Origin of the sequence: Mucilaginibacter roseus (assembly GCF_021215455.1) — a bacterium.
Classification (GTDB): Bacteria; Bacteroidota; Bacteroidia; order Sphingobacteriales; family Sphingobacteriaceae; genus Mucilaginibacter; species Mucilaginibacter roseus.
Genome location: NZ_JAJPWV010000001.1, coordinates 511,357 through 534,186 on the forward strand (window position 1 = coordinate 511,357; position 22,830 = coordinate 534,186).

23 protein-coding genes are annotated in these 22,830 nt (G+C 41.9%); 6 read left to right on the forward strand and 17 right to left on the reverse strand.

The genetic code is table 11. The annotated features are described in order from the left end of the window. The first annotated feature begins 115 nt into the window (after positions 1–115). From clpP to LT679_RS02215, 3 genes are all read left to right on the forward strand, one after another. On the forward strand, positions 116–823 hold the full coding sequence (gene clpP, locus LT679_RS02205) for an ATP-dependent Clp endopeptidase proteolytic subunit ClpP (protein ID WP_232175280.1): 708 nt from the start codon (positions 116–118) through the stop codon (positions 821–823). Between the two features lie 106 nt (positions 824–929). Further along, entirely contained in the window at positions 930–2,168 is a 1,239-nt protein-coding gene (gene clpX / locus LT679_RS02210; protein ID WP_232175281.1) for an ATP-dependent Clp protease ATP-binding subunit ClpX, read from the forward strand. Positions 2,169–2,353: 185 nt separating this feature from the next. Next, positions 2,354–3,217, forward strand: coding sequence for an AMP nucleosidase (locus tag LT679_RS02215; protein ID WP_232175282.1), 864 nt, complete (start codon positions 2,354–2,356; stop codon positions 3,215–3,217). On the opposite strand, the gene LT679_RS02220 is transcribed toward LT679_RS02215, so the two are convergent. Then, complete coding sequence (locus LT679_RS02220) at positions 3,214–9,069, reverse strand: carboxypeptidase-like regulatory domain-containing protein (RefSeq protein ID WP_232175283.1); 5,856 nt, start codon at positions 9,067–9,069, stop codon at positions 3,214–3,216. The two genes, LT679_RS02215 and LT679_RS02220, sit on opposite strands and share 4 nt — an antisense overlap. A gap of 159 nt (positions 9,070–9,228) precedes the next feature. Here LT679_RS02220 and LT679_RS02225 point away from each other — a divergent pair, with 159 nt between their 5' ends. Further along, the gene (locus LT679_RS02225) at positions 9,229–10,590 is read left to right on the forward strand and encodes a pyridoxal-phosphate dependent enzyme (RefSeq protein WP_232175284.1); all 1,362 of its coding nucleotides are present in this window, start codon (positions 9,229–9,231) and stop codon (positions 10,588–10,590) included. Positions 10,591–10,691: 101 nt separating this feature from the next. On the opposite strand, the gene LT679_RS02230 is transcribed toward LT679_RS02225, so the two are convergent. The 4 genes from LT679_RS02230 to LT679_RS02245 form a co-directional block, all read right to left on the reverse strand. Next, on the reverse strand, positions 10,692–11,060 hold the full coding sequence (locus LT679_RS02230) for a hypothetical protein (RefSeq protein ID WP_232175285.1): 369 nt from the start codon (positions 11,058–11,060) through the stop codon (positions 10,692–10,694). A 92-nt stretch (positions 11,061–11,152) separates the two neighbouring features. Then, positions 11,153–12,706, reverse strand: a complete 1,554-nt coding sequence (locus LT679_RS02235) for an ArnT family glycosyltransferase (protein WP_232175286.1) — start codon at positions 12,704–12,706, stop codon at positions 11,153–11,155. A gap of 154 nt (positions 12,707–12,860) precedes the next feature. Further along, a complete protein-coding gene (gene murA / locus LT679_RS02240; RefSeq protein ID WP_232175287.1) occupies positions 12,861–14,168 on the reverse strand; it encodes a UDP-N-acetylglucosamine 1-carboxyvinyltransferase in 1,308 nt (435 codons plus the stop codon). Positions 14,169–14,270: 102 nt separating this feature from the next. Then, positions 14,271–14,990: a DUF4290 domain-containing protein gene (locus tag LT679_RS02245; RefSeq protein ID WP_232175288.1), complete on the reverse strand. Its 720-nt coding sequence runs from the start codon at positions 14,988–14,990 to the stop codon at positions 14,271–14,273. 199 nt (positions 14,991–15,189) lie between these two features. Here LT679_RS02245 and LT679_RS02250 point away from each other — a divergent pair, with 199 nt between their 5' ends. Then, positions 15,190–16,290, forward strand: a complete 1,101-nt coding sequence (locus LT679_RS02250; RefSeq protein ID WP_232176051.1) for a mandelate racemase/muconate lactonizing enzyme family protein — start codon at positions 15,190–15,192, stop codon at positions 16,288–16,290. Between the two features lie 55 nt (positions 16,291–16,345). On the opposite strand, the gene LT679_RS02255 is transcribed toward LT679_RS02250, so the two are convergent. The 10 genes from LT679_RS02255 to LT679_RS02300 all read right to left on the reverse strand — a co-directional run bounded on the left by LT679_RS02255 (position 16,346) and on the right by LT679_RS02300 (position 20,093). Further along, the gene (locus LT679_RS02255) at positions 16,346–17,716 is read right to left on the reverse strand and encodes a dipeptidase (protein ID WP_232175289.1); all 1,371 of its coding nucleotides are present in this window, start codon (positions 17,714–17,716) and stop codon (positions 16,346–16,348) included. Between the two features lie 106 nt (positions 17,717–17,822). After that, the gene (locus tag LT679_RS02260; protein ID WP_232175290.1) at positions 17,823–17,993 is read right to left on the reverse strand and encodes a hypothetical protein; all 171 of its coding nucleotides are present in this window, start codon (positions 17,991–17,993) and stop codon (positions 17,823–17,825) included. A gap of 44 nt (positions 17,994–18,037) precedes the next feature. After that, positions 18,038–18,229: a hypothetical protein gene (locus LT679_RS02265; protein ID WP_232175291.1), complete on the reverse strand. Its 192-nt coding sequence runs from the start codon at positions 18,227–18,229 to the stop codon at positions 18,038–18,040. 66 nt (positions 18,230–18,295) lie between these two features. Next, a complete protein-coding gene (locus LT679_RS02270) occupies positions 18,296–18,487 on the reverse strand; it encodes a hypothetical protein (protein ID WP_232175292.1) in 192 nt (63 codons plus the stop codon). Between the two features lie 66 nt (positions 18,488–18,553). Further along, positions 18,554–18,745 carry a hypothetical protein gene (locus tag LT679_RS02275; protein ID WP_232175293.1) on the reverse strand — a complete coding sequence of 64 codons (192 nt, stop codon included), beginning with the start codon at positions 18,743–18,745 and terminating at the stop codon, positions 18,554–18,556. Positions 18,746–18,811: 66 nt separating this feature from the next. After that, positions 18,812–19,003 carry a hypothetical protein gene (locus tag LT679_RS02280; protein WP_232175294.1) on the reverse strand — a complete coding sequence of 64 codons (192 nt, stop codon included), beginning with the start codon at positions 19,001–19,003 and terminating at the stop codon, positions 18,812–18,814. Positions 19,004–19,069: 66 nt separating this feature from the next. Next, positions 19,070–19,261, reverse strand: coding sequence for a hypothetical protein (locus LT679_RS02285; protein ID WP_232175295.1), 192 nt, complete (start codon positions 19,259–19,261; stop codon positions 19,070–19,072). A 67-nt stretch (positions 19,262–19,328) separates the two neighbouring features. Continuing rightward, positions 19,329–19,520 (reverse strand): YfaZ family protein, encoded by a 192-nt coding sequence (locus LT679_RS02290; RefSeq protein WP_232175296.1) that lies wholly within the window; start codon positions 19,518–19,520, stop codon positions 19,329–19,331. 243 nt (positions 19,521–19,763) lie between these two features. Next, positions 19,764–19,907: a hypothetical protein gene (locus LT679_RS02295; RefSeq protein WP_232175297.1), complete on the reverse strand. Its 144-nt coding sequence runs from the start codon at positions 19,905–19,907 to the stop codon at positions 19,764–19,766. Positions 19,908–19,940: 33 nt separating this feature from the next. Continuing rightward, complete coding sequence (locus LT679_RS02300) at positions 19,941–20,093, reverse strand: hypothetical protein (protein ID WP_232175298.1); 153 nt, start codon at positions 20,091–20,093, stop codon at positions 19,941–19,943. A 305-nt stretch (positions 20,094–20,398) separates the two neighbouring features. Between LT679_RS02300 and LT679_RS02305 the strand changes: the two genes are divergently transcribed. Beyond that, positions 20,399–21,838, forward strand: coding sequence for a tetratricopeptide repeat protein (locus tag LT679_RS02305; protein WP_232175299.1), 1,440 nt, complete (start codon positions 20,399–20,401; stop codon positions 21,836–21,838). On the opposite strand, the gene LT679_RS02310 is transcribed toward LT679_RS02305, so the two are convergent. Together LT679_RS02310 and LT679_RS02315 are read right to left on the reverse strand one after the other, a co-directional pair. Continuing rightward, entirely contained in the window at positions 21,835–22,119 is a 285-nt protein-coding gene (locus LT679_RS02310) for a hypothetical protein (protein WP_232175300.1), read from the reverse strand. The two genes, LT679_RS02305 and LT679_RS02310, sit on opposite strands and share 4 nt — an antisense overlap. Positions 22,120–22,310: 191 nt before the next feature. Next, positions 22,311–22,661, reverse strand: coding sequence for a helix-turn-helix domain-containing protein (locus tag LT679_RS02315; RefSeq protein ID WP_232175301.1), 351 nt, complete (start codon positions 22,659–22,661; stop codon positions 22,311–22,313). Between the last annotated feature and the right edge of the window lie 169 nt (positions 22,662–22,830).

Here is a 22,830-nt window from a genome sequence, read left to right on the forward strand (position 1 = left end):
TTAATCACACCAAATATTTTTACTTTTTGAAAACCTTAGACCCAAAATAGTATTCAAGTAAAAAGTATATATTTAACACGGGCAACAACGCCCAACCTAAAAAACAATTAATACAATGAGCAGTAATATCGACAGAGACGAATTCAGAAAATATGCTGTTAAGCACCACCGCATTAACAGCCTGCACGTAGATAAATTTATGGCAAATGTTGACAGGGCTCACCTGCCAACCGGCATGACACCATATATTATTGAAGAGCGCCAGCTTAACGTAGCGCAAATGGACGTTTTCTCGCGTTTGATGATGGACCGTATCATCTTTTTAGGTGATGCTATATATGACAGCATTGCCAATATTATACAAGCACAGTTGCTATTCCTGCAATCAGCAGATAGCAAGCGTGATATTCAGATCTATATCAACTCACCAGGTGGTTCGGTTTATGCCGGTTTGGGTATTTATGATACTATGCAGTTTATCTCAAACGATGTAGCAACCATTTGTACCGGTATGGCCGCTTCAATGGGGGCTGTATTATTGTGCGCAGGTACTAAAGGCAAGCGCGCGGCGTTACCACATTCAAGGGTGATGATCCACCAGCCATCAGGCGGTGCACAAGGTCAGCAATCTGACATTGAGATCACTTACCACGAGATCACTAAGCTGAAAAAAGAACTATACCAGATCATTGCCGATCACAGCGGTTCATCTTTCGAGAAAGTTTGGGACGCATCTGACCGTGACCACTGGATGATTGCTGAAGAAGCGAAAGAATTTGGTATGGTTGATGAGGTATTGCGTGGCAATAATCCTAAAAAATAAGCAGTTAGCGGCGTGTTGCTAAAACTAAAAAGGCAACGCGCCGTTAATGTTGTACAAACTGGATTATTTTTAGTAAATTTGTCCAATTTAATCAAAGCAAAAAGCAATGACTAAAAACAGCAAGGAGATCAGGTGTTCGTTTTGTGGTGCAGGTAAGCAGGATAGCCTGATGCTCATAGCCGGTTTAGACGCGCATATTTGCGATAAGTGCGTAAACCAGGCTAACGAGATTTTAGCTGAAGAACTTAAAGTTCGTAAAGTTAAAAGCTCACCTTCAACTCCCTCGGTACTAAAGCCGGGCGAGATCAAAACCCATCTTGATCAGTATATCATCGGTCAGGATGATGCCAAAAAAATACTTTCGGTGGCGGTATATAATCACTACAAACGCCTTAACCAACGTGTTGATAAGGACGAGGTGGAGATTGAAAAATCAAACATCATTATGGTGGGCGAAACCGGTACCGGCAAAACCTTATTAGCAAAAACCCTTGCGAAGGTGTTAAATGTGCCTTTTTGCATATGCGATGCTACCGTATTAACCGAAGCCGGTTATGTAGGCGAAGACGTTGAGAGTATACTTACCCGATTATTGCAAGCCGCTGATTATGATGTAGCTGCCGCGGAACGTGGAATAGTTTACATTGACGAGGTTGACAAGATTGCACGCAAGAGCGATAATGCATCCATCACCCGCGACGTTTCCGGTGAGGGTGTACAGCAAGCGCTTTTAAAAATATTAGAAGGTACGATGGTTAACGTACCACCTCAAGGTGGCCGTAAACACCCCGATCAGAAAATGATCACGGTTAACACCAGCAACATCTTGTTTATTTGCGGTGGTGCTTTTGATGGCATTGAGCGCAAAATAGCAGGCCGTTTACGTACCCAAACTGTTGGTTACAAGTTTAACCATGATGACGCTGAGGTTGATCTTAAAAACCTTTATAAATACATCACCCCGCAGGATTTAAAATCATTCGGGCTGATACCTGAGTTGATCGGCCGTTTGCCGGTATTAACATACCTAAACCCGCTTGATCGTGATGCCCTGCACAACATACTTACCGAGCCTAAGAACTCGCTGCTTAAACAGTACAAAAAGTTGTTTGAGTACGAAGGAGTGAAGCTTGAAGTTGAGGATGAGGTGCTTGATTTTATAGTAGATAAAGCAATGGAATTTAAGTTAGGAGCCAGGGGGCTTCGTTCCATCTGCGAAGCAATAATGATAGACGCGATGTTCGAATTCCCATCACAAAAGGATGTGAAAGAACTTACCGTTAATTTGGATTATGCACGCGAAAAGTTTGAGAAATCAGATCTTAAAAAGTTAAAAGTAGCTTAACAATAACCCAATAGCGCGAGCGCTATCTTTATTGAAAATAAATACGAACCCTGGTGAAACGCCGGGGTTTGTTGTATCCGGTAGTTCAGTAAACCGGTTTTCTCAATAAAAGCATCAGCGTAATCAACAACTAAAATCGGTGTAATCCAAAAACAACATCAGTGTAATCACAAAAATCAATATATATGAATGAAGAAACCGTAGTAAAGAAAGACGAAGACATTGTTGAGAATGCAAAGAAGGTAAAAGAGGTAGAGAGCCCGATACGCCGCGGTTTAAAAACTAAAGACGCTATTGTGGCCAACTGGTTGCCGCGTTATACCGGCCGCCCGCTTGACCAGTTCGGGCAGTACATCATCCTCACCAATTTTTCAAAATATATCCAATTGTTTTCGCAGTGGAATGATGATGCACCGGTAATGGGTTTAGATAAACCAATGCAAAGTGTTACCGCCGGCAACATCACCATCATCAATTTTGGTATGGGCAGCCCGGTTGCTGCAACTGTGATGGATTTGCTCACGGCCATCAAACCTAAAGCCGTAATATTTTTAGGTAAATGCGGCGGCCTTAAAAAGAAGAATAACGTGGGCGACCTGATATTACCTATAGCCGCCATAAGGGGCGAAGGAACGTCAAATGATTATATGCCTGCCGAGGTGCCTGCGCTACCGTCGTTTTCGTTGCAAAAAGCAATATCTACCACCATCCGTGATATGTCGCTCGATTATTGGACCGGCACCTGCTACACCACCAACCGCCGCGTTTGGGAGCACGATAAAGAGTTTAAGGCTTACCTTAAAAAGCTACGCGCCATGGCTGTTGACATGGAAACCGCAACCGTGTTTGTAACCGGCTTTGCTAATAAGATACCTACCGGCGCGCTGCTCCTGGTGTCTGATCAGCCAATGATACCCGAGGGTGTAAAAACCAGCGAAAGCGACTCGAAAGTTACTGAAGGCTATGTGGAAACACACCTTAAAATTGGTATCGAATCGTTAAAGCAACTTATTAACAACGGTCTTACAGTTAAGCACCTGCGGTTTTAATTACCGCCGATGCTCACTTTTTTCAGGCTCTCGCGCCCATAAAACACAGGGAAATACATCAGCTCGGCCTTTGCCGGGTTAAGGGTGTATTCCCCATCATAGCGGGGCATAAGTTCAACCTCGAATTTGTACTGCCCTTGTTTAAGCTTGCGGCAAAATATGCTCACCTTTTCTTTAAAGTATTCGCGGTGTATTTCGTTGTTACGCCACGATTGCGTTTTGCTCTCGTACGAGCATCCGGCGGGGATTGGTATCTCAATCATTACAAACTCGCCATCGGCACGTCCGGTAACATCAGCTACCAGTGTAACTTTTTTGCCGCCTTTTAAGTTAACAGTTTTATCGCCGTTGTTTTCAAACCAGGTATTCACGGTAAAATCTTTACTTACCTTTTCAGGCTTGCTGTTCCAAAATTGTTGGTAACCGGTAATGTACACCGGTAAGGTGCCGGTTTTGTTGATACTTAGTGCCTGGCTGTCAAACGTCGCAGAATAAGGGAAAGTGGTAACGGTTTCATTTTTACCGCCGGCTAACACCAATTTAGATTGTTTAAGGCCCTTCTGCTCTTTCATTAAATCAGGCAAAATAGTTTCCAATATTAATGACGATTCATACGTGTTACGCCATCCGCCATCACGACGTTGTTCGAGCAGGTAACCGGTTATCCTGTCAAGCAAAGCCTGATTGTTGCCCGAGTTTTTAATAAGTTGGTAAGCAAGTATGCTTAACTGTACAGAATTATCAAAGAACGCATAACTGCTGTTTTCGCCCCAGTAGACATTGCCAAACATGGTGGTTTTCTTGCCGCTCAACAATTCATCCACGTTAACAGGCAGCCCGGCTTTTTGCTTAATTAGCATTAGCCGGTATCTATTATATACTGAAACATATTTTAATGCCGATTGCTCTTTTTGAATAGTAGCTATGTACTTTTTATAATCAGCCTTTGCCCCGAGTTTGAGCAGCAATTCAACTACATTAAGTCTGTCATAGGTGTTATACCTATCAGCCTGGAGTAACAAGTATTGGGTGATTTTCTGCTTGTCAAAATGGGTGCCGTAACCGGCTTTTTCGGCATCCAGCAAGGCCTCAAAAACATGCCGGCTGATCCACATCTCCTCGTCGCTTTCTTTCCACCATCCCCAAAGGCCGCTGCCTTTTTTGTTTTCGTTTAGTTTTTTTATGATCTCGAGGATATTTTTTTCACGTGTAAAAGGCTGTTTAAGATATTTCCTGATCCGTTCTTCACTAAGCAATCCCTTCAGTTTCGAGGCCAGTTGCTCGTTGCACAGGTAGCGGTATTCGCGCAGCTTATCGGTCTCCTCAATCAGTGCGGGCAAGGCTGATGCCTCAGCCCGGAACGTTACCTTACCAAGGGTGGCATCAAACTTCAGGTTCACGCTGGTATCGCCACGCAATACTTCAAAAATACCTTTGGTCTCCTGTACGCCGGGCTTAACAACCGGTATTTTACGTTGCTCGCCATCGCTGTAACCATTTGCACGTTTTAGGGCGTACTCAAAAGTTAAGCTATCATTAGCTGAAGCGGTTATAGCCAATGTATCAATTTTTGAGTTGACTACCGATAACGAATCCTGCTTTAAAGGTTTACCGTTATAACTAAACGTGCGTTGCATTGTGGCAGGGGTGGGGTTATAATTCATCACCTTGCCAATGATGTTCATTTTATCGCCCTCAACAGCGAACTGCGGCGTAATTAAGGAAGCGCTTACAGGTTTGAACGATTTTATGCTGCCCTCTACAAGCGCGGTTTCCATGTTGTTACTTATGCCGATAAAATATGTACGCCAGTTGGTGATATCATCCGGAAACACGGTAGTGAAGCTGACTTTGCCGTTGGCATCTGTAGTTAACCTTGGCTGCCAGTAGCTATAATCCTTAAAGTTTTTACGCAGCGTATTGCCACCGTTTTGCGCGGCCAGATGGGCTTCGGCTTCATCAGCTGCCTGTTTCTTTTTGGTGGTTATAATTATAACACCATTGGCGGCACGGGCACCGTAAATAGCCATGGCCGCTGCATCTTTCAAAACAGAAATATCCCCGATTTCGGTTTTGTCTATGCCGTTGAATTCAGCCTCCGTTATTACTTTACCGTCAACTACCACAAGCGGATTGGCACCCGTAGTAACCGTATTTGCGCCTCTTACTTGTATAGTATATCCGCTTCCAGGTGAAACATTTGTTATGGATAAGCCGGCCACTTTTCCTTGTAACGCACCATAAAACCCGGTGGTGCGCACAGATGTACTTGCCGTTAAGCTTTGTTTTTTTTGCGCACCATAGCCCAATACAACTACCTCGTTAAGTTGATTCGAACTTTCGTTTAGCGTTAAAACATAATTATCCCCGGGCCTAATCGTGAACTCTTCTGTAATGTAACCGATAAATGCTACCGTTATCTTGCCGGTTTTGGGTACCGTAAGACTGAAATTACCTTTGGAATCGGTGACCATCCCGTGTCTAGTGCCTTTTACCAATATACTAACGCCGGGTAAAGGAGCTTTATCCTTTGCATCGATGACTGTTCCGGTAATGACGTTAGTGAAGTTTTTGATCTCGGTGTACTTTTCGTTGAATGTTTCTTTAATCAGTAAGGCGTCATTCCTGATTTCTTTATCGGTGTTATTATACATGCCTGTACGCTGCTGTATCACTTGGTTAATTTTTATACTTACCGAGTCGCGCGGGTGAGCTTTAATCGCTATGGTATATAAATTTGCGCCGTGGGGTTTTACAATAATGTTTTCCTGTACAAAATATTCGTCCCCTTTCAACAAGAACATCAACCGGTATTTACCCGGTTCCAGGTTGCCGAAGTCTCGCTCTATACCCCGGTATATCTTTAAAAATTCAATATCATTATTCTTATAAATCAATATGTTTTTTACAAAGAGTTTTTCTTCGGCAGCGAATTTAATTTTCAATCTCCCGTTTTTTTCTATGGGAACATAAGGGTTTTCAAAGAGATTAGTCGTTTGGCTGCGCCTGTCCAAATAGTTTTGCCAAAGCGTGTCAATCGCGGTAGGCGTAAGCGCCAGTTGTGTGTAGTCAACCGCAGCATCTCCGTAATTTAGCTTTTTATTGTAAGGGTTACCATCAAAACTTTTTTGCTTTAATAAACCCGGTAAAAAGGTATAGTTATAACCTGTTTCGGCAATAAAGTTTTGATCCTTTTCGGCGCCGAGTTTGTAGGTAGCCAGATTTGGCGCAATTGGACCGGTTAAAACCCGCTGCCGGCTGCGTCCGTTAGCTTCCGGATTAAGTAAGTACACCCTTTCGCCTTGTTGCAGCGTTGCCAGCTGCATTTTAAAAGTATTCTCTACGCTGATCAGGTAATTGTTCAGCATCCGCTTTTCGTCGTTCATCAATGTGTCCGGTGCTTTATTTATAAAAATGTCAAAGCGCTTTAGCGTCGAATCGGCATTGATGCTGAAAATGGTTTTCTTTCCATGCGCTATCACCACATCTTTAACCTCTATATCCATCTTATCCGTGCGTAGGCGTATATCATGCATCCCGGAGTCAACCCTGAAACTATAGCGTTTCAGGTCCTCCGTTTGTGAAAAATACACCGGAGTATTATCAATGTAAACAATATGCACAGGTAGTATGTCGCCATTTTTTACAACAAAGGGCGCTATTTGCGTTATGTTGTCTACGGTTTTCTCTGTTGTTGTATAAATGGTATCAGGATGGGTGAATTTATAGTATTCTATGGTGTCCAGTCCCATTTCACTGCCCCATCTTTTCCAATTAAGCACGAGCGACTGCGTATTGTCAAGTCGCAGGCTTTGGTATCGCATATTAAAGTAAGGTGCTTTGCCAAACTTGCCGAAGTAAGGCACTGATGGAGCGCTGTATTCCTCAAATTTTGATGTAAGCGACCAGGCAGTAATATCAGCATCGGCAACAGGCTTACCTTTGTTATTTGTTACGGTAAGCTCAGTGGTAACTTTCTGGCCGGGATAAATGGTCATGGGTTGCTGTACATCAATCTTGAGTGATTTATCGTAATTAATGAAAGACTGCCTGCTGGTTTGTAAACGGCCACCCCACAAATAGTAGGCAAAAACCGTAATGCTACCCTTTGAACTGATACGCTTTTTATACTGAAGTGAGTCTGCTTCGCCACGTTCAAGCAGTTTATCATCAAGGTAAATGCTATACCAAAAATGTAATTTACGCTTACTTTTAACCGCAACTTTTGCTGAGTCGGCCGTACGTTCACCGGTTATAGTTATTCCACTTTCCTCACTTGTTAAAATGAAATTGGTTTGGGTACTATCAGCTATAATAAGGTAATCGCTTACGTATGGATCAATGGTTATGCGTGCCGGTAATACAAGGCTTTGCTTTTTAAGGGTATCGTTATTGCTGATAGCAAAAAGCGTCGCTTTTAATGGTGATTCCTTGCCGTGCATATAGCCGTCTATTTTCAGCGTATCACCGTTTACTTTAGTTTTTATCTGGTAATTATCCGCCTTATAATTTAGATACTTAGTTTGGGAGCGGTGTTCATTTGATGAATTAAGAAAGTCAGCCTCGATGTAATATGACATACTTACCGGTGGAAATATAGAACCGGGAATGGTAACCTTAGTTTCTCCCAGCGGGTCGAGTTGTACGGTATGCTTCCATAAAGTATCAGGCACAAAAGCGTGATCGACTTTGTAATTGTTAATAAAACTGCTTTTAACAAGCAAGTCTACCCGGCCATCAGGCACCGGTAACCCATTTTCGTCGGTAGCTTTTAAATAAAGGTTTAGGGTATCTCCCGGTTGATTCGATTCTTTGTCGGTACGGACAGTAAAGTTGATGGCTTTTAGCTCGTACTCTTCGTACTCAAACTTTGTGCTTACAAATTGTAAGTGATTTTTTTCGCTCTCCTCTAATTCTTCTTCCTCATCATCATCGTCGTCATCTTCATTGTCTTTCTTCTGCAGTTTTTTTGTGTCAGTGAGTATGATCTGGTAGGTATCATCCAGGTCGATATCCAGGCTATCGGTCAGCACAAAGCTATACTCATACATCCCCGGGCGATAGCTGTTTATGGTAGCCAGTGTTTTAAAGTCATCATCCCCATATTGATCTGCTAGGCGTACCAGGACAGGTTTGTTTTTAAACGGCTTTCTACTCTTTTTATCAACTATAAATGCTTTCAATCTTACCGTATCGCCACGCTTGTATTTTGGTTTATTAAGCACTACAAAACCCGGATAATCCGCATGTTGGTTATAGCTGTGATATCGCTGTTTTGGCTTCTTTGAAAAGAGCCCCTTAAACCATCGTGTTAAAAAGAATTGCTTTTTGACCTCATGCTCACTGAGGTTTAAAAAACTAGTAACGCCATTATATATTACTTTTATAACATTCTGCTTTGCCGGATTAACCGAGTAAAGCCCTTTGGCTTGGTTGTAGGATACCTTTTTGCCGTTATTAGTTACGGCAGCGTTAGTAATTATGGTGCCGTTTTTATCCGTCAACAAAAATTCAATCTGTTTATCCTGAGACAGCAGTTGCATGGAAACATTTTGCTTTTCGAGCAGGGTAAACATCAACCTATTCTCGGTTGCGTAAACCTTCACATAATTACCGTATGGCAATTTGGGCTTATGAAATGCCTGATTCTTGGTTAAAATGGAATCTACCTTTTGCTTTAAAATTTTATCTGTAGGTTTTTTATCCGGATGCAGGTAAAGGTCCGCCACATCGTCATCGCTTATTTTATAGTAGTAGGTGTATTGGCTGTTCCTGATGCTTTGAGTTAGTTTTTGCTGCGCCAGGCTATTTATCGAAATCAGGAGAAGTAATAATAATGAAAGTTTTCTCATTGTGGGTAAAGGCTCGTGGTAACGCACCTAATATACCGTTTGTACGCGTTGTTTTGAAACTAATTATACGGGATAGGGTTAGTTTATATATCCCTTATGTGATATTTGATTTATTAAAATCTGATAAAATCTATAGCTTTGCTATACAAAACACTTTTTATGTGGTATAACAACATCCTCGAAACTATTGGTAATACGCCGCTGGTTAAACTTAATAAAATTGTAAAAGACATTCCGGCAACTGTTCTGGCTAAAATTGAAACCACTAATCCGGGTAATTCAATTAAGGATCGTATGGCGCTTAAAATGATAGAGGATGCTGAAAAAAGTGGCAAGCTTAAACCCGGCGGCACTATAATAGAAGGTACATCCGGTAATACCGGTATGGGCCTGGCTATAGCAGCCGTTATAAAAGGCTATAAATGTATTTTTACGAGTACCGACAAGCAGTCGAAAGAAAAATTTGATGCCTTGCGAGCCTTTGGCGCCGAGGTGATTGTTTGCCCTACTAATGTCGACCCGGAAGATCCGCGTTCGTACTACTCGGTATCATCACGCCTGGAGCGTGAGGTGCCAAATTCATGGAAGCCAAATCAGTATGATAACCTGTCCAACTCACAGGCACATTACGAGCAAACAGGCCCGGAAATATGGGAGCAAACCGAAGGCAAGATAACGCACCTTGTAGTAGGCGTGGGCACAGGTGGCACCATTTCAGGCACGGCGCGTTATCTCAAAGAGAAAAATCCGGCTATACAGGTGTTAGGTATTGATACTTATGGTTCAGTATTTAAAAAATACAAGGAAACCGGCGTTTTTGATAAGAATGAGATTTATCCTTACATCACTGAAGGCATCGGCGAAGATTTTCTGCCGCAAAACGTAGACTTTAGCCTGATAGACCATTTTGAAAAAGTAACCGATAAAGATGCCGCTTTGATGACACGCGAAATAGCGCGTAAGGAAGGCATCTTTGCTGGTAATTCTACCGGTTCGGCAGTGGCGGGTGTGCTGCAAATGAAGGACCGGTTTAAAGAGGGCGACGTGGTGGTGATTGTGTTCCCCGATCATGGCTCACGTTACATGGGTAAAATGTACAATGACGACTGGCTGCGCGACCGTGGCTTTCTAAAGGACGATAAACTCACCGCTCGCGACATCATCAGCAAAAAAGAGAGCGCCGAGATTATTACTATCGATAGCGAAAAAACGGTTATCGAGGCCATCAATACCATCAAAACACTCAATATTTCGCAAATACCGGTTACGCAGCATGGCAATATTATTGGCAAGGTAACCGAAAGCGATATTCTGGATGCCCTGCTTGAAAGCCCAAGCCTTAAATCGCAGCCTGTAAAAAATATCACCACGGCACCGTTCCCTTATGTTGATTTGAATACGTCGATTGATCGCATATCATCCATGATCAATAAGGATAACATCGCCGTGTTGGTAACCGATGAGAAAGGAAACGCAGAGATTATTACGCAGTACGATATTATTAACGCTATATCAGCGTAGAGGTAGATTGCGGATTTCGGAAGGGTGATTGCGGATCGAGTTAGAGTAAGTAGTCTGTTAATAATTAGCCTAAAAAAGTACAAGCGAAATTTATTAAACCATTAAAAATCTTTTGGATCAAGAAATAAAGAAGCCAAATACAGAATAACAAACAACGCTACAGGAATTATGAATGCTAAGTAGTTGAACACTTCTAATGGTACAGCTATTAAGCGGCCTATTATTGGTAGTGTTAATAATAAAAAGCATAATAAGTCAATCCTGATACGTTTTGCAGGTCTTGATTCTTTAGGGGTGATAATTATGAATAATGCGACGATGGCTAAAAGAGAAAGTAACTGATCGATATTCCAAAAGTCAAATAAGGATAAAGGTAGCCATAGTAAAAATGGCAATCCAATCATTTCTCCTTTCAGCACAATACACAGATAGGCAATGAGGGATAGTGTTTTGACTTTTGAGCGCGACATATTGCAAAAAATACTTAGAATATCAAAGATTAAAAACTTAGCCCCGCCAAAGTTTATAGAAATAGAAAACGTTCTAAAGCTGCCTTAATCTTTTACTTTCTAAGTTCAGCAAGTTCTTTTTGATAGCGTTGGTTTAGCGATGGCTGCGGGTTATACAGTAAATACACGCCCGAACCTTTTTCCCTCGCCAGCGGATTGTTGATAGTGCCTATTTTAACATAGCGTTCAATAAAGGGCTGTAGTTCTTTCACGCCATCTTCATTCTCGGCAATATAAATTAGGTATTTGGGTACCAGGCTGTCGGGCGCCCAAAGCGAAAAGCTGCTGCTTAGGGATATTACCTGAGGAATATTAAACCGTTTGCCATACACGGTAATGGCTCCCGCCTGTCCGTAGTTTTCAGCAAAGATGCGTGTTTGCGTTTTGGCCTGATCGCTTAAACCGTGGTAGGCTTTGGCAGTAAGTTTAGCCATTTCATCCCAGCCCAGCATATCGGCGTAATCCTGTGTGGTGGCATGTTGTTGCTGATCTTCCCACCGGGTTAAAAAATCTAAGGCCGGTACCATACTTTTAGTAAAGCTGATAGCCTTTACGGTTTGCTGCAACGGCAATACCGGTAAAACAGTTGGTAAGAGTATTACATTGGGCAAGGTTACCATTACGATAGCTACGGCGCGTAACGGATTTCCGGCTGTTTTAAACAGTCGGTCAAACCCGCAGCCACCGGCCGCGAACAGCATAGGGTAGGCGCCAAAAAGGTAATAGCTTTTGCCATTCATCTGCACTAAAAAAATGAAGATGAGTATATAGGCAAATGCCAGAAACTGATACTTGCGAAGCCTGAACGATACCAGCAAAAACACAAAGCCGGTTAACCATACAAACAGCGCTATACCATTTACCATCAATTGCTGCGCTATAAAATCGCCTGCTTTAATATATTCAAGCTGCGTTTCGCGCAGTTCGCTCATGTGATGCAATACGGGGAAGTTATGCTGCCACTGCCATATCAGGTTTGGCAAAAAAACAATCAGCGCTAACAAGGCCGCGCCAAGCGTATGCTTGGTGAACAATAGTTTACGCTGCCTGCTGATTAATACGGATAATACTAATGCCACAGCAAAAAAGGCCATGGTATATTTGGTGAGCATACCCACGCCTGTAGTTAAGCCAAAGCCATATAAAAATATAACGGACGATGTGTTTACGTACTTTACTATACACCAGGCCGCTAAAACCCACCACAACTGATCGAACACAACAGGCTGAAACAAGTAGCCACTGGCTGCGAATGCCGGCGCAAATATCATGGACAGGCAGGCTATAGCAATGGCAAATTTACGACCGCCAAGTTCAATGGTGATCATGCCGGTTAGCCAGATGATGATGCCGCTGGCAATGGTAGTGAAAAGGCGGGAAGCAAATACAGAATCACCGAACAGGCCTAATGATATTTTGGCAAGCAGCGCAATAAAGGGTGGCACTTCCTTAAAGCCCCAGTCAAGGTGATCGGCCAGGGAAAGGTGCAGCAATTCGTCGCGGTGAAAACCGAAATTTGAAATGGCTAACAAGTTAAGCGCTACCTTAACGAGCACAAATATCAGTACAAACTTGTGATACTCGGCCCGCTTATTCCTGTAGATCATGCGTGGTGGTTAAAACTGGTTTGATAAAGTTAATATTTAAGTCTGTTATCTTCCAAATAATAAAAAGGGCCGAACTGCTGACGGTGGGGTAATCAACTCATCATCCCACTCAAATCAACAGTTCAGCCCCCTGGTAAAGTAACTAAAAGTCTATTTAGATACGCTTTATATCGGCGCCTAACGCGATAAGCCTTTTATCAATATGCTGATAGCCACGCTCAATTTGTTCAATATTATAAATGGTTGATTTACCTTTTGCTGATAAGGCAGCGATCAATAACGATACGCCGGCACGAATATCAGGCGAGGTCATGGAGATACCGCGCAGTTGTATACGTTTATCCAAGCCTATAACGGTAGCACGGTGCGGATCGCAAAGTATGATGTTGGCGCCCATATCCAGCAGCTTATCAACAAAGAACAAACGGCTCTCAAACATTTTTTGGTGTATAAGCACCGAGCCTTTAGCCTGTGTGGCTACTACCAGCACAATGCTCAACAGGTCAGGCGTAAAGCCCGGCCACGGCGCATCGGCAACAGTAAGTATTGATCCATCTATAAAGGTATCAATCTCATAATGATCCTGTTCCGGGATGAAGATGTCATCGCCACGGAGCTCCATTTTAATACCCAGGCGCTTGAATACCTCAGGTATAATACCTAACTCTTTGTACTGAACATCCTTAATGGTGATCTCTGAACCGGTCATAGCTGCAAGGCCGATGAACGAGCCAATCTCGATCATATCCGGCAGCATACGGTGCTCGGTACCACCCAGGCGTTCAACGCCTTCAATGGTAAGCAAATTTGAACCTATGCCGCTGATATTGGCACCCATGCGGTTAAGCATTTTACAAAGCTGCTGCAGGTAAGGCTCGCAGGCGGCGTTATAAATAGTAGTGGTACCTTTAGCTAATACAGCCGCCATCACAATATTGGCGGTACCGGTTACCGAGGCTTCGTCAAGCAAAATATAAGTACCTTGTAGGTTCGACGCGTCAACATTAAAAAATTCTTCTGTAGTATCGTAGTTAAAGCGTGCGCCCAGTTTTTCAAAACCAAGGAAGTGGGTATCCAAACGGCGACGGCCAATTTTATCGCCACCCGGTTTCGGGATGGCAGCCTTGCCAAAACGGGCCAGCAGCGGGCCAACAATCATGATAGAACCGCGTAAGCTACCACCTTTAGCCTTAAATGCTTCAGACTGAAAGAAGTTTTGGTCAATGTTTTTGGCTTCAAAGGTGTAGGTATCGTCATTGAGGCGCTCAATGGCAACCCCCATATCGCCCAATAATTCTATCAGCTTGTTAACATCAACAATATCGGGTATGTTGCTTATGGTAACTTTTTCTTCGGTTAGCAGTACAGCTGAAAGTATCTGCAGCGATTCGTTCTTTGCGCCCTGTGGTACAATTTCGCCCTTAAGCTTTTTGCCGCCAATTATTTCAAATGCGTTCTTCATAAATTAGTGTTGGTAATAAACAGATATGGCAAGGTTAATACCTTGCCCATCCTTAAAAAGTTTTTCGGTTCAAAAATAAAAAAAGCCTGAAGTTTTTAACGCTTAAAATTTACGCCCGCCGCCATTACTGCGGTTACGGTTGTTTTGGTTATTGTTGCGTTGGCCGCCACTACCATTGTTATTGCTGCGGCCGCGGTTGTTTTGATTATTGTTTTTTCCGCGGTTGTTTTGGTTGTTAACCGGGTTGGTGCGGTACTCAACCTTATTCAGGTTAACATTATCATCAAGCTTAAGCTCCCCGCGCGACATGCTTGCCAGATCAGCCAGTATGATCTCGTCAGACACCGAATCCTTGTTCCACTGCACATAAGCCATTTTCATGAAATTGGCAATTGATTGTACCATGTGGCGTTTACGCTCAGGTTCCTCAATGGCTTTGGCACGCTCTATCATCAGCTCAATGGTTTTGCCATAGTGCTTGGCGCGTATGCGCTGGTTAGGATAGTTAAGCGGCTGAGGTTTTATGTGGATTGACTCGGGGGTTGGTTTTGGGTAGGGCGAGTCAACATCTATCTTATAATCAGATATAATGTGCAGGTGATCCCAGAGTTTATGCTTAAAGTCGGCAACATCGCGCAGGTGAGGGTTCAAAAAACCCATCAAATCAATAACCACCTGTGCGTAGCGGTTACGTTCCTCTTTACTGTCAAGATTGCAGATATATTTGACCATGTTTTGCACATTACGGCCATATTCGGTCAATATTAGTTTGTTCCTTGTAGAGTTATAATCAAACTCGGCAGGCGCTTTGGTATAAGCCATGTATTATTATGAATGAAAATTTAATGTAGCCCCTGGCGCTTAAACAGCAGCCTGACTAAAAATGACAAGTTGTATTAATAATTTTTCTTGTAGTAACGCAAATATAATGCAAATGTGTTAATGTACAAATAACATTATTAGGGCTGTAAGTTTAATTACTTTATTTTAGCAGATAAACTCTGCCACTTTGAAACAGGAAATAATCATAACCGGGATAAACATTTACCGCTTCAATATACCAATGGAGCCATTTAGTATAGCTACCGGCACAATGGATCATGCACAGAATGTATTTATCCGGGTGCATACCGATGCGGGTTTTTATGGGGTGGGCGAGTGCTCGGCCTTCCCGATGATTGTAGGCGAAACGCAGGATACCTGCCTGGTTATGGCAAAAGAATTTGCCCGTTTATGGGTTGGTAACAACGCCCTGGATATTGAAGCCCGTATGCAGCAACTGCATAGTTTTACCGCAGGTAATACTACCATCAAGAGCGCGTTTGATATGGCCCTTTTTGATATTGCCGCCAAGAACGCAGGCTTACCGCTATACAAATTTTTAGGCGGTGCGGTACGAGATATTGAAACTGACATCACCATAGGTATTGGTATACCCGAAGCCATGGCCGAAAAGGCTGCGCATTTTAAGGCTACCGGTGCTACTATATTAAAGGTAAAATTGGGTAAGGACGCGCTCACGGATGTTGAGCGCATAAAACAGATTCGCAATGCTGTGGGAGATAGTATGCGCATTCGCGTGGATGCCAATCAGGGTTGGAGTTTTGACGATGCTGTTTTAGCACTAAATGGCATAGCACCATATAATATAGAATTTTGCGAGCAGCCTATGCGCACCTGGTATGACGACCGCTTGCCCGAACTCATGCAACAATCGTCTGTAAAAATTATGGCTGATGAAAGCGTGTATAATCATCATGATGCACGTAAACAGATCGAAAGCGGATCATGCCATTATATTAACATTAAATTCTCCAAATCAGGCGGCATGCTCGAAGCGAAAAAGATTCATGATGTAGCAGCCCTGCACAATATACCGTGCATGATGGGCGGCATGCTCGAAAGCCGTATTGGCCTGAGCGCTAAGCTGCACTTTGCCTACTCAAGCCCGAATATTAAATTTTATGATATGGACACCTGTATGCTTGGGCACCTGGCCGACCCATGTGTAGGCGGCGTAAAATATAACGGATATTATTTGAAGATAGATGATGTACCCGGAATTGGCGCAGATGCCGATGAGAACTTTTTAGCGAATTGTGAAAGGTTTACCATCGAATAAACAAAAAGGCTCCTGACGATCATCAGGAGCCTTTCATTCATATATAAGGTCACGTTTACTTGCTCAAATCAGCAAAATGCTTAAAGAACAGCGGTATAGTTTCAATGCCTTTAAAGTAGTTGGCAATATCATACTTTTCGTTTGGTGAGTGCAGGTTGTCACTATCCAGGCCAAAGCCCATCAATACGGTTTTTATGCCAAGCTCTGCTTCAAATAATGCTACGATGGGTATGCTGCCGCCGCCACGGGTTGGTATAGGCTCTTTCCCGAATGATTCGGCAATGGCTTGTTGTGCCGCTTTGTAGGCTATGCTATCAGTTGGCGTAACCACCGGTTCGCCGCCGTGGTGCGGGGTTACTTTTACTTTAACTGTGGCCGGAGCTATACTCAAAAAATAATCAGTAAACAATTTGGTTATTTTAGCTGAACCCTGGTTGGGCACCAAACGCATAGATATTTTGGCACTTGCTTTTGATGGCAATACGGTTTTGGCACCTTCGCCAATGTAGCCACCCCAAATGCCGTTTACCTCAAGGGTAGGGCGGGTACCGGTACGTTCAAAGGTGGAATAACCTTTTTCGCCCCAAAGTTCGTTAACGCCAAGGTCGGCTTTATATTCCGCATCATCGTAAGGCGCACTGTTTAGGGCATCACGTTCGGCACTACTCAAATCTATTACATCATCGTAAAAACCGGGGATGGCTATGCGGTTATTTTCGTCATGTAGTGAAGCAATCATTTTAGCCAGTATAGTGGCCGGGTTGGCAACTGCACCGCCGTAAACGCCGGAGTGCAGATCGCGGTTAGGACCGGTAACTTCAACCTCAAGATAGGAGAGGCCACGTAAACCGGTTTCAAGAGACGGGTGTTCCATACTGATCATGGCCGTGTCTGATATTAATATAACGTCGGCTTTTAGCCTGTTTTTATTCTGCTTAACAAAATCGCCCAGGTTGTCTGAACCTACTTCTTCTTCTCCCTCAATCATAAATTTAATGTTGCAGGGCAGGCCGTCAGTTTGCATCATCAGCTCAAAAGCCTTTACATGCATATAAAACTGGCCTTTGTCATCACACGCGCCACGGGCAAATATCTTACCGTCGCGTATGGTGGGCTCAAACGGTGGTGTTTCCCACAGTTCCAGTGGGTCAGGCGGTTGTACATCGTAATGCCCGTAAACCAAAACCGTTGGTTTATTGGCATCAATAATTTTTTCTCCGTAAACAATAGGGTAGCCGGCTGTTTGGCATACTTCTACGTTATCGGCGCCGGCTTCAATTAGCTTCTTTGCAACAAAGTCAGCTGTTTTTAAAACGTCGGCTTTATATTTTGGGTCTGCGCTTACAGACGGGTAGCGCAGTAAATCAAACAGTTCATCAAGCATTCGCTGCTCATGCTGTGCAACATAATTTTTTATGACTGACATAAATAAATGTATTTGCAGCAAATATAGCGTAAGTTGCTTTTAAACCATGCCGTTTTTCAATAACCGTGCAGCGTTGCGCCGCCGGAATTATATATAGGTACTGATATCAATCAGCAGTTGATATATCATGTATAGTACTGCCCGGAGCTTTCTCGTTTAAACGAGCCTTTTCTATTTTAATAGTATTCTCGGCAGGTACGTCGTTTTTCTTGTTAAATGACCATGCAGTTATGCCTGATGTAAGTATGATGGCAGCTGCTATAAAGTATTTTTTCATCGTTCTGAAATGTCTAATGCTTAAAAATCTTCCTCACGTTACAATTAGTCTGCTGAAGACACATCTTTTTTATCACCTGCTTTAGTGAAATCGGCTGAAGAAACGTCCTTTTTGTCGCCTGCTTTAGCGTCTGCTGATGACACGTCTTTTTTATCGCCGGCCTTGTTTTCTGTTGCTGCTACTGAAGAGAATACGGTTGAAAGAACTAATGCTGCTGCTATGATTGACTTTTTCATGATCTGTATTTTATTGGGTGTTTGTTTGTTGTTGTATGTTGATTACCTGTAAGTTGTGTGTTGTAATTAGTCTGCTGAAGACACATCTTTTTTATCACCTGCGTTAGTGAAATCTGCTGAGCTTACATCTTTTTTATCGCCTGCTTTTGAGTCTGCTGATGACACGTCTTTTTTATCGCCGGCCTTGTTTTCGGTTGCTGCTACTGAAGAGAATACGGTTGAAAGCACTAATGCTGCTGCTATGATTGACTTTTTCATGATCTGTATTTTATTGGGTGTCTGCTTGTTGTTATATGTTGATTATCTGTAAGTTGTATATTGTAATTAGTCGGCTGAAGACACATCTTTTTTATCACCTGCGTTAGTGAAATCCGCCGAAGAAACGTCCTTTTTGTCGCCTGCTTTAGCGTCTGCTGATGACACGTCTTTTTTATCGCCGGCTTTATTTTCTGTTGCTGCTATTGAAGAGAATACGGTTGAAAGAACTAATGCTGCTGCTATGATTGACTTTTTCATGATCTGTATTTTATTGGGTGTTTGTTTGTTGTTGTATGTTGATTATCTGTAAGTTGTGTATTGTAATTAGTCTGCTGAAGACACATCTTTTTTATCGCCTGCTTTAGTGAAATCCGCCGAAGAAACATCCTTTTTATCGCCTGCTTTTGAGTCTGCTGATGACACGTCTTTTTTATCGCCGGCCTTGTTTTCGGTTGCTGCTACTGAAGAGAATACGGTTGAAAGCACTAATGCTGCTGCTATGATTGACTTTTTCATGATCTGTATTTTATTGGGTGTCTACTTGTTGTTATATGTTGATTATCTGTAAGTTGTGTATTGTAATTAGTCTGCTGACGACACATCTTTTTTATCACCTGCATTGGTAAAATCCGCTGAAGAAACATCCTTTTTGTCGCCTGCTTTAGCGTCTGCTGATGACACGTCTTTTTTATCGCCGGCCTTGTTTTCTGTTGCTGCTACTGAAGAGAATACGGTTGAAAGAACTAATGCTGCTGCTATGATTGACTTTTTCATGATCTGTATTTTTATTGGGGTATTTATTGTTGTTGTATATTGATTATCTGTAAGTTGTGTGTTGTAATTAGTCTGCTGAAGACACATCTTTTTTATCACCTGCGTTAGTGAAATCTGCTGAGCTTACATCCTTTTTATCGCCTACTTTATAGTCTGCTGACGATACGTCTTTCTTGTCACCTGCATTGGTAGTGTTTGCTGATACCGAGGTGAATACTGTTACTAAAGCCAGTGCGCTTGCTAAGAATATCTTTTTCATATCTGTATATTTTAAATTTTATAGTCTTTGTGTAATAAATATTTTTTATATATGATTATATTTGTTATTTCAATCGGCTGAACTGATGTCGTTCTTAAATCCAATCAGTACATGAAGAGGCGCCTGGGGCTTAGGCTCATGCTTTTTTTGGCATGACGCTAAAAATCCACCCACTGCTATCAATGATATCCATGCTAACTTTTTCATGATGATTTGTTTTATAAGTTTTTGTAGTACAAATGTTTAGTCTGCAACGCTAATGTCTTTTTTAAAGCCGGCCAGTGTTTTGGCTGGTGCTTCTATTCGCAGCTTAGCTTCTTTTTTACAAGATGTAAGTGAAGTTGCGCCTACGGTGGCTATAGCTATAATTATGGCGATCTTTTTCATGTTCGTTGCTTATTAAAATTGTATAGTTAAGTATTAGTCGGCTACGCTTATATCTTTTTTAAATCCACTCAATTTGCTTAGTGATGCGCCGATTTGCTCATTTTTTTGAGTAACCTTAGAATTGGCATTCAAAGAAAATGAACCAATAACTAATAAAATTGCTGTAATAAAAAATAAAAATTTCATATAATTTATATTTTAATCTATAGTTAATATAATATTCATACCAATGCTTTCTCGTTTTTTTCGCTCAGATTAAACGAACAACTTGCTTACCCCGCGGATGTGTTTCATTTAAACAAACCGCTGATATTGCTGCATATTTTTCTAAATATTATTTTATCATATAATGTGTTGTTAGTCAATTATTTAACAGTTGCAAATATACCTATGTTTATGCAATGCTCAAGAATTTTAAAAAAAAGTTTTCAACAAGGCTTTTATTGCTATTTTTATAACTTTCGGTAATAAAGGCCGTATAAGAGTGTTTGATGAATAGATACCTTCTCTTCCTAATCCTGTTTACTTTGGGCTTTAACGTTTACGCATTTAGCGGTACAAATGTTATGCTTCAGGATACCAGTGAGGTTATCAAATTTAATAAGCAGGGTTACGATAGCCGGCTTACCGATCCCGAACAAACTTTAGCCAACGCTAACCGCGCGCTTGACCTTTCAAAAAAGCTTAATTATGTGCGTGGTATGGGCGAATCGTACCGGGTGTTAGGTATAGGGTACTACTATTTGAACGAGGCTGAAAAATCAATAGATAATTACCTTAAGGCGCTGGAGTATTTCAGGCGTATAAATGATTTGCAAAGCGAGGCAAAGGTTTATAACAACATTGGTAACCTTTTTAGGGACAACGATTATGAACAGTCTCTCAATTATCTGAACAAGTCTCTTACAATAGCTTTAAAGCTTAAGGATAGGGAGCTTATAGCTTCGTTATACCTCAATATCGGAAACATTAAGTACCGGCAAAAAAGCTTTAACCAGGCGCTTGATTATTATAACCGTAGCAGTGTTATATTTTCTGAACTACAGGATACGGTGAACATAATTAAGTGTATCCAAAACAAGGGTGTAATTTACTTTTACCTTAATGATTATGGCAAGTCGGAGAAATTGCTGCTGCAGGCCAATGATGCAGCTAAGCGGCATGATCTTAACCAGACCGTTGCCAGTATTAATTTAACGCTTGCATCGTTATACATAGCAAAAGATAAATTTGCTGACGCGGTTAGGGTAGTGGAAGAAGGTAAAACCTATTCAAACATTATTAAAGATCAAAAACTGATTTACGATTACGAGTATACCAATTACCAGCTGGAGTTTAAGCGTAAGAATTACGAGAAGGCTTTACGCTACTTGCAGGCGATATACCGGCAGGACAGCACCTTGCACAAATCTAACGAGTCAACCAAAATCAACCTGATACAAAAGCAGTTTGAGCAGGCGGAAACAGAGCGGAAGGCCGCCTTGTTATTACAAAGGCAAGCGTATGATAAGCAACGGTTTTTTGGCGTTACCATAGTGGCTATACTGCTTTTGGTAGTAGTAGGGTTGCTGGTAGGTAATGTTAAACGTAAAGCTAAAACCAATTCGCAACTTACGGAACTGAACGCTGAAGTGTCCAAACAAAAAGACAATCTGGACAGGATTAATCATCACTTGGAGGAAATTATTGATGAACGGACAAAGGATCTTCAGGTTAAGAATCGTAAATTGTCCGAATACTCGTCTTATCTTTCACATCAAATTAGAGGGCCTATAGCTACGCTTAAAGGATTAATGAACCTGGAACGAGAAGGTTTGGTAGCGCAGGATGAGTGTATCAGGATGATGGATAAATGTGTAACAGATATCGACTCGCGTATTATTGAAATGAGCGATATGTTGCACAACCCGGCTAGGGATGCGCTCGATTAAGGCCAGTTAGGATAAATACGCGCCTCAAATAACCCCAAGTAACTGCAATACCACGATATCATTTGCAGAATTAACAATTCGCGGTGCTTTTTGTAGCCCTTAGTTTCAAACGCTAAAACTTCGTCGTTAGCGGTTACAAAAAAACGCATTTCGCCTTTGCTGGGTTTAAATTTCGATTTCAATACATCGAATACCCTTACTTTTAACTTGCTCGCCGGATCGTGAATGATGCCACCGGCAGCCGTTTCATGGTTAGCTATAGATATAAGGTAGTTTGACATTGTTAATCGCTATTTTGGTAAAACGATACAATATTCAAACCAAAAACTACCAAGCAAGCATGTTTAACCGGTTGCTAAGTAAGCCGAATTAATTTTTGTTCGTTTCAGCATACTAATTAACCGGTGCTTAAAATGCAAAATGCCCTGTTTCGTATAAAAACAGGGCATTTTGTAGGCATTTATAAACAATATCAGGCTTTGGCGCGCAATTCTTCGTACAAAAGAATCACTTTACGCTGCAATGTTGCTATTTCATTTTCACGCTCAAGGAGCTTCTTCTGTGCAACGCTTAAGTTTGAAGGCTCCGGTTCGGTTTCTTCAATATCGCTTGCAAGCAGATAAACTACCGCTACTTCGAAAATATTGGCAATTTGCTCGAGACGTGACAGGTTGATGTCCGTGACACCTGTTTCAATTTTTGAAAAGGCGGGTATTGATATGCCTAATCTGTTAGCTACGTCCTCCTGGCTCCAGCCACGTTGGTGACGTAATATTCGGATGTTTTTTCCGATTGACTTGTTTGTTTTCTTTTTCTCGCTCATACCTAATATATCTCAATAGTTTATAGGGGAAAGGGTTGTTTAAATATTTATATTCCAAACTCAATGCCATTTTAAAAAAGGGGCATTATTTAACTAAAATGTAACTCTGGCTTGAAATACCGTTCCCCAATTGTAGATAATATTCTACAAATATGGGAAATGTGAGATA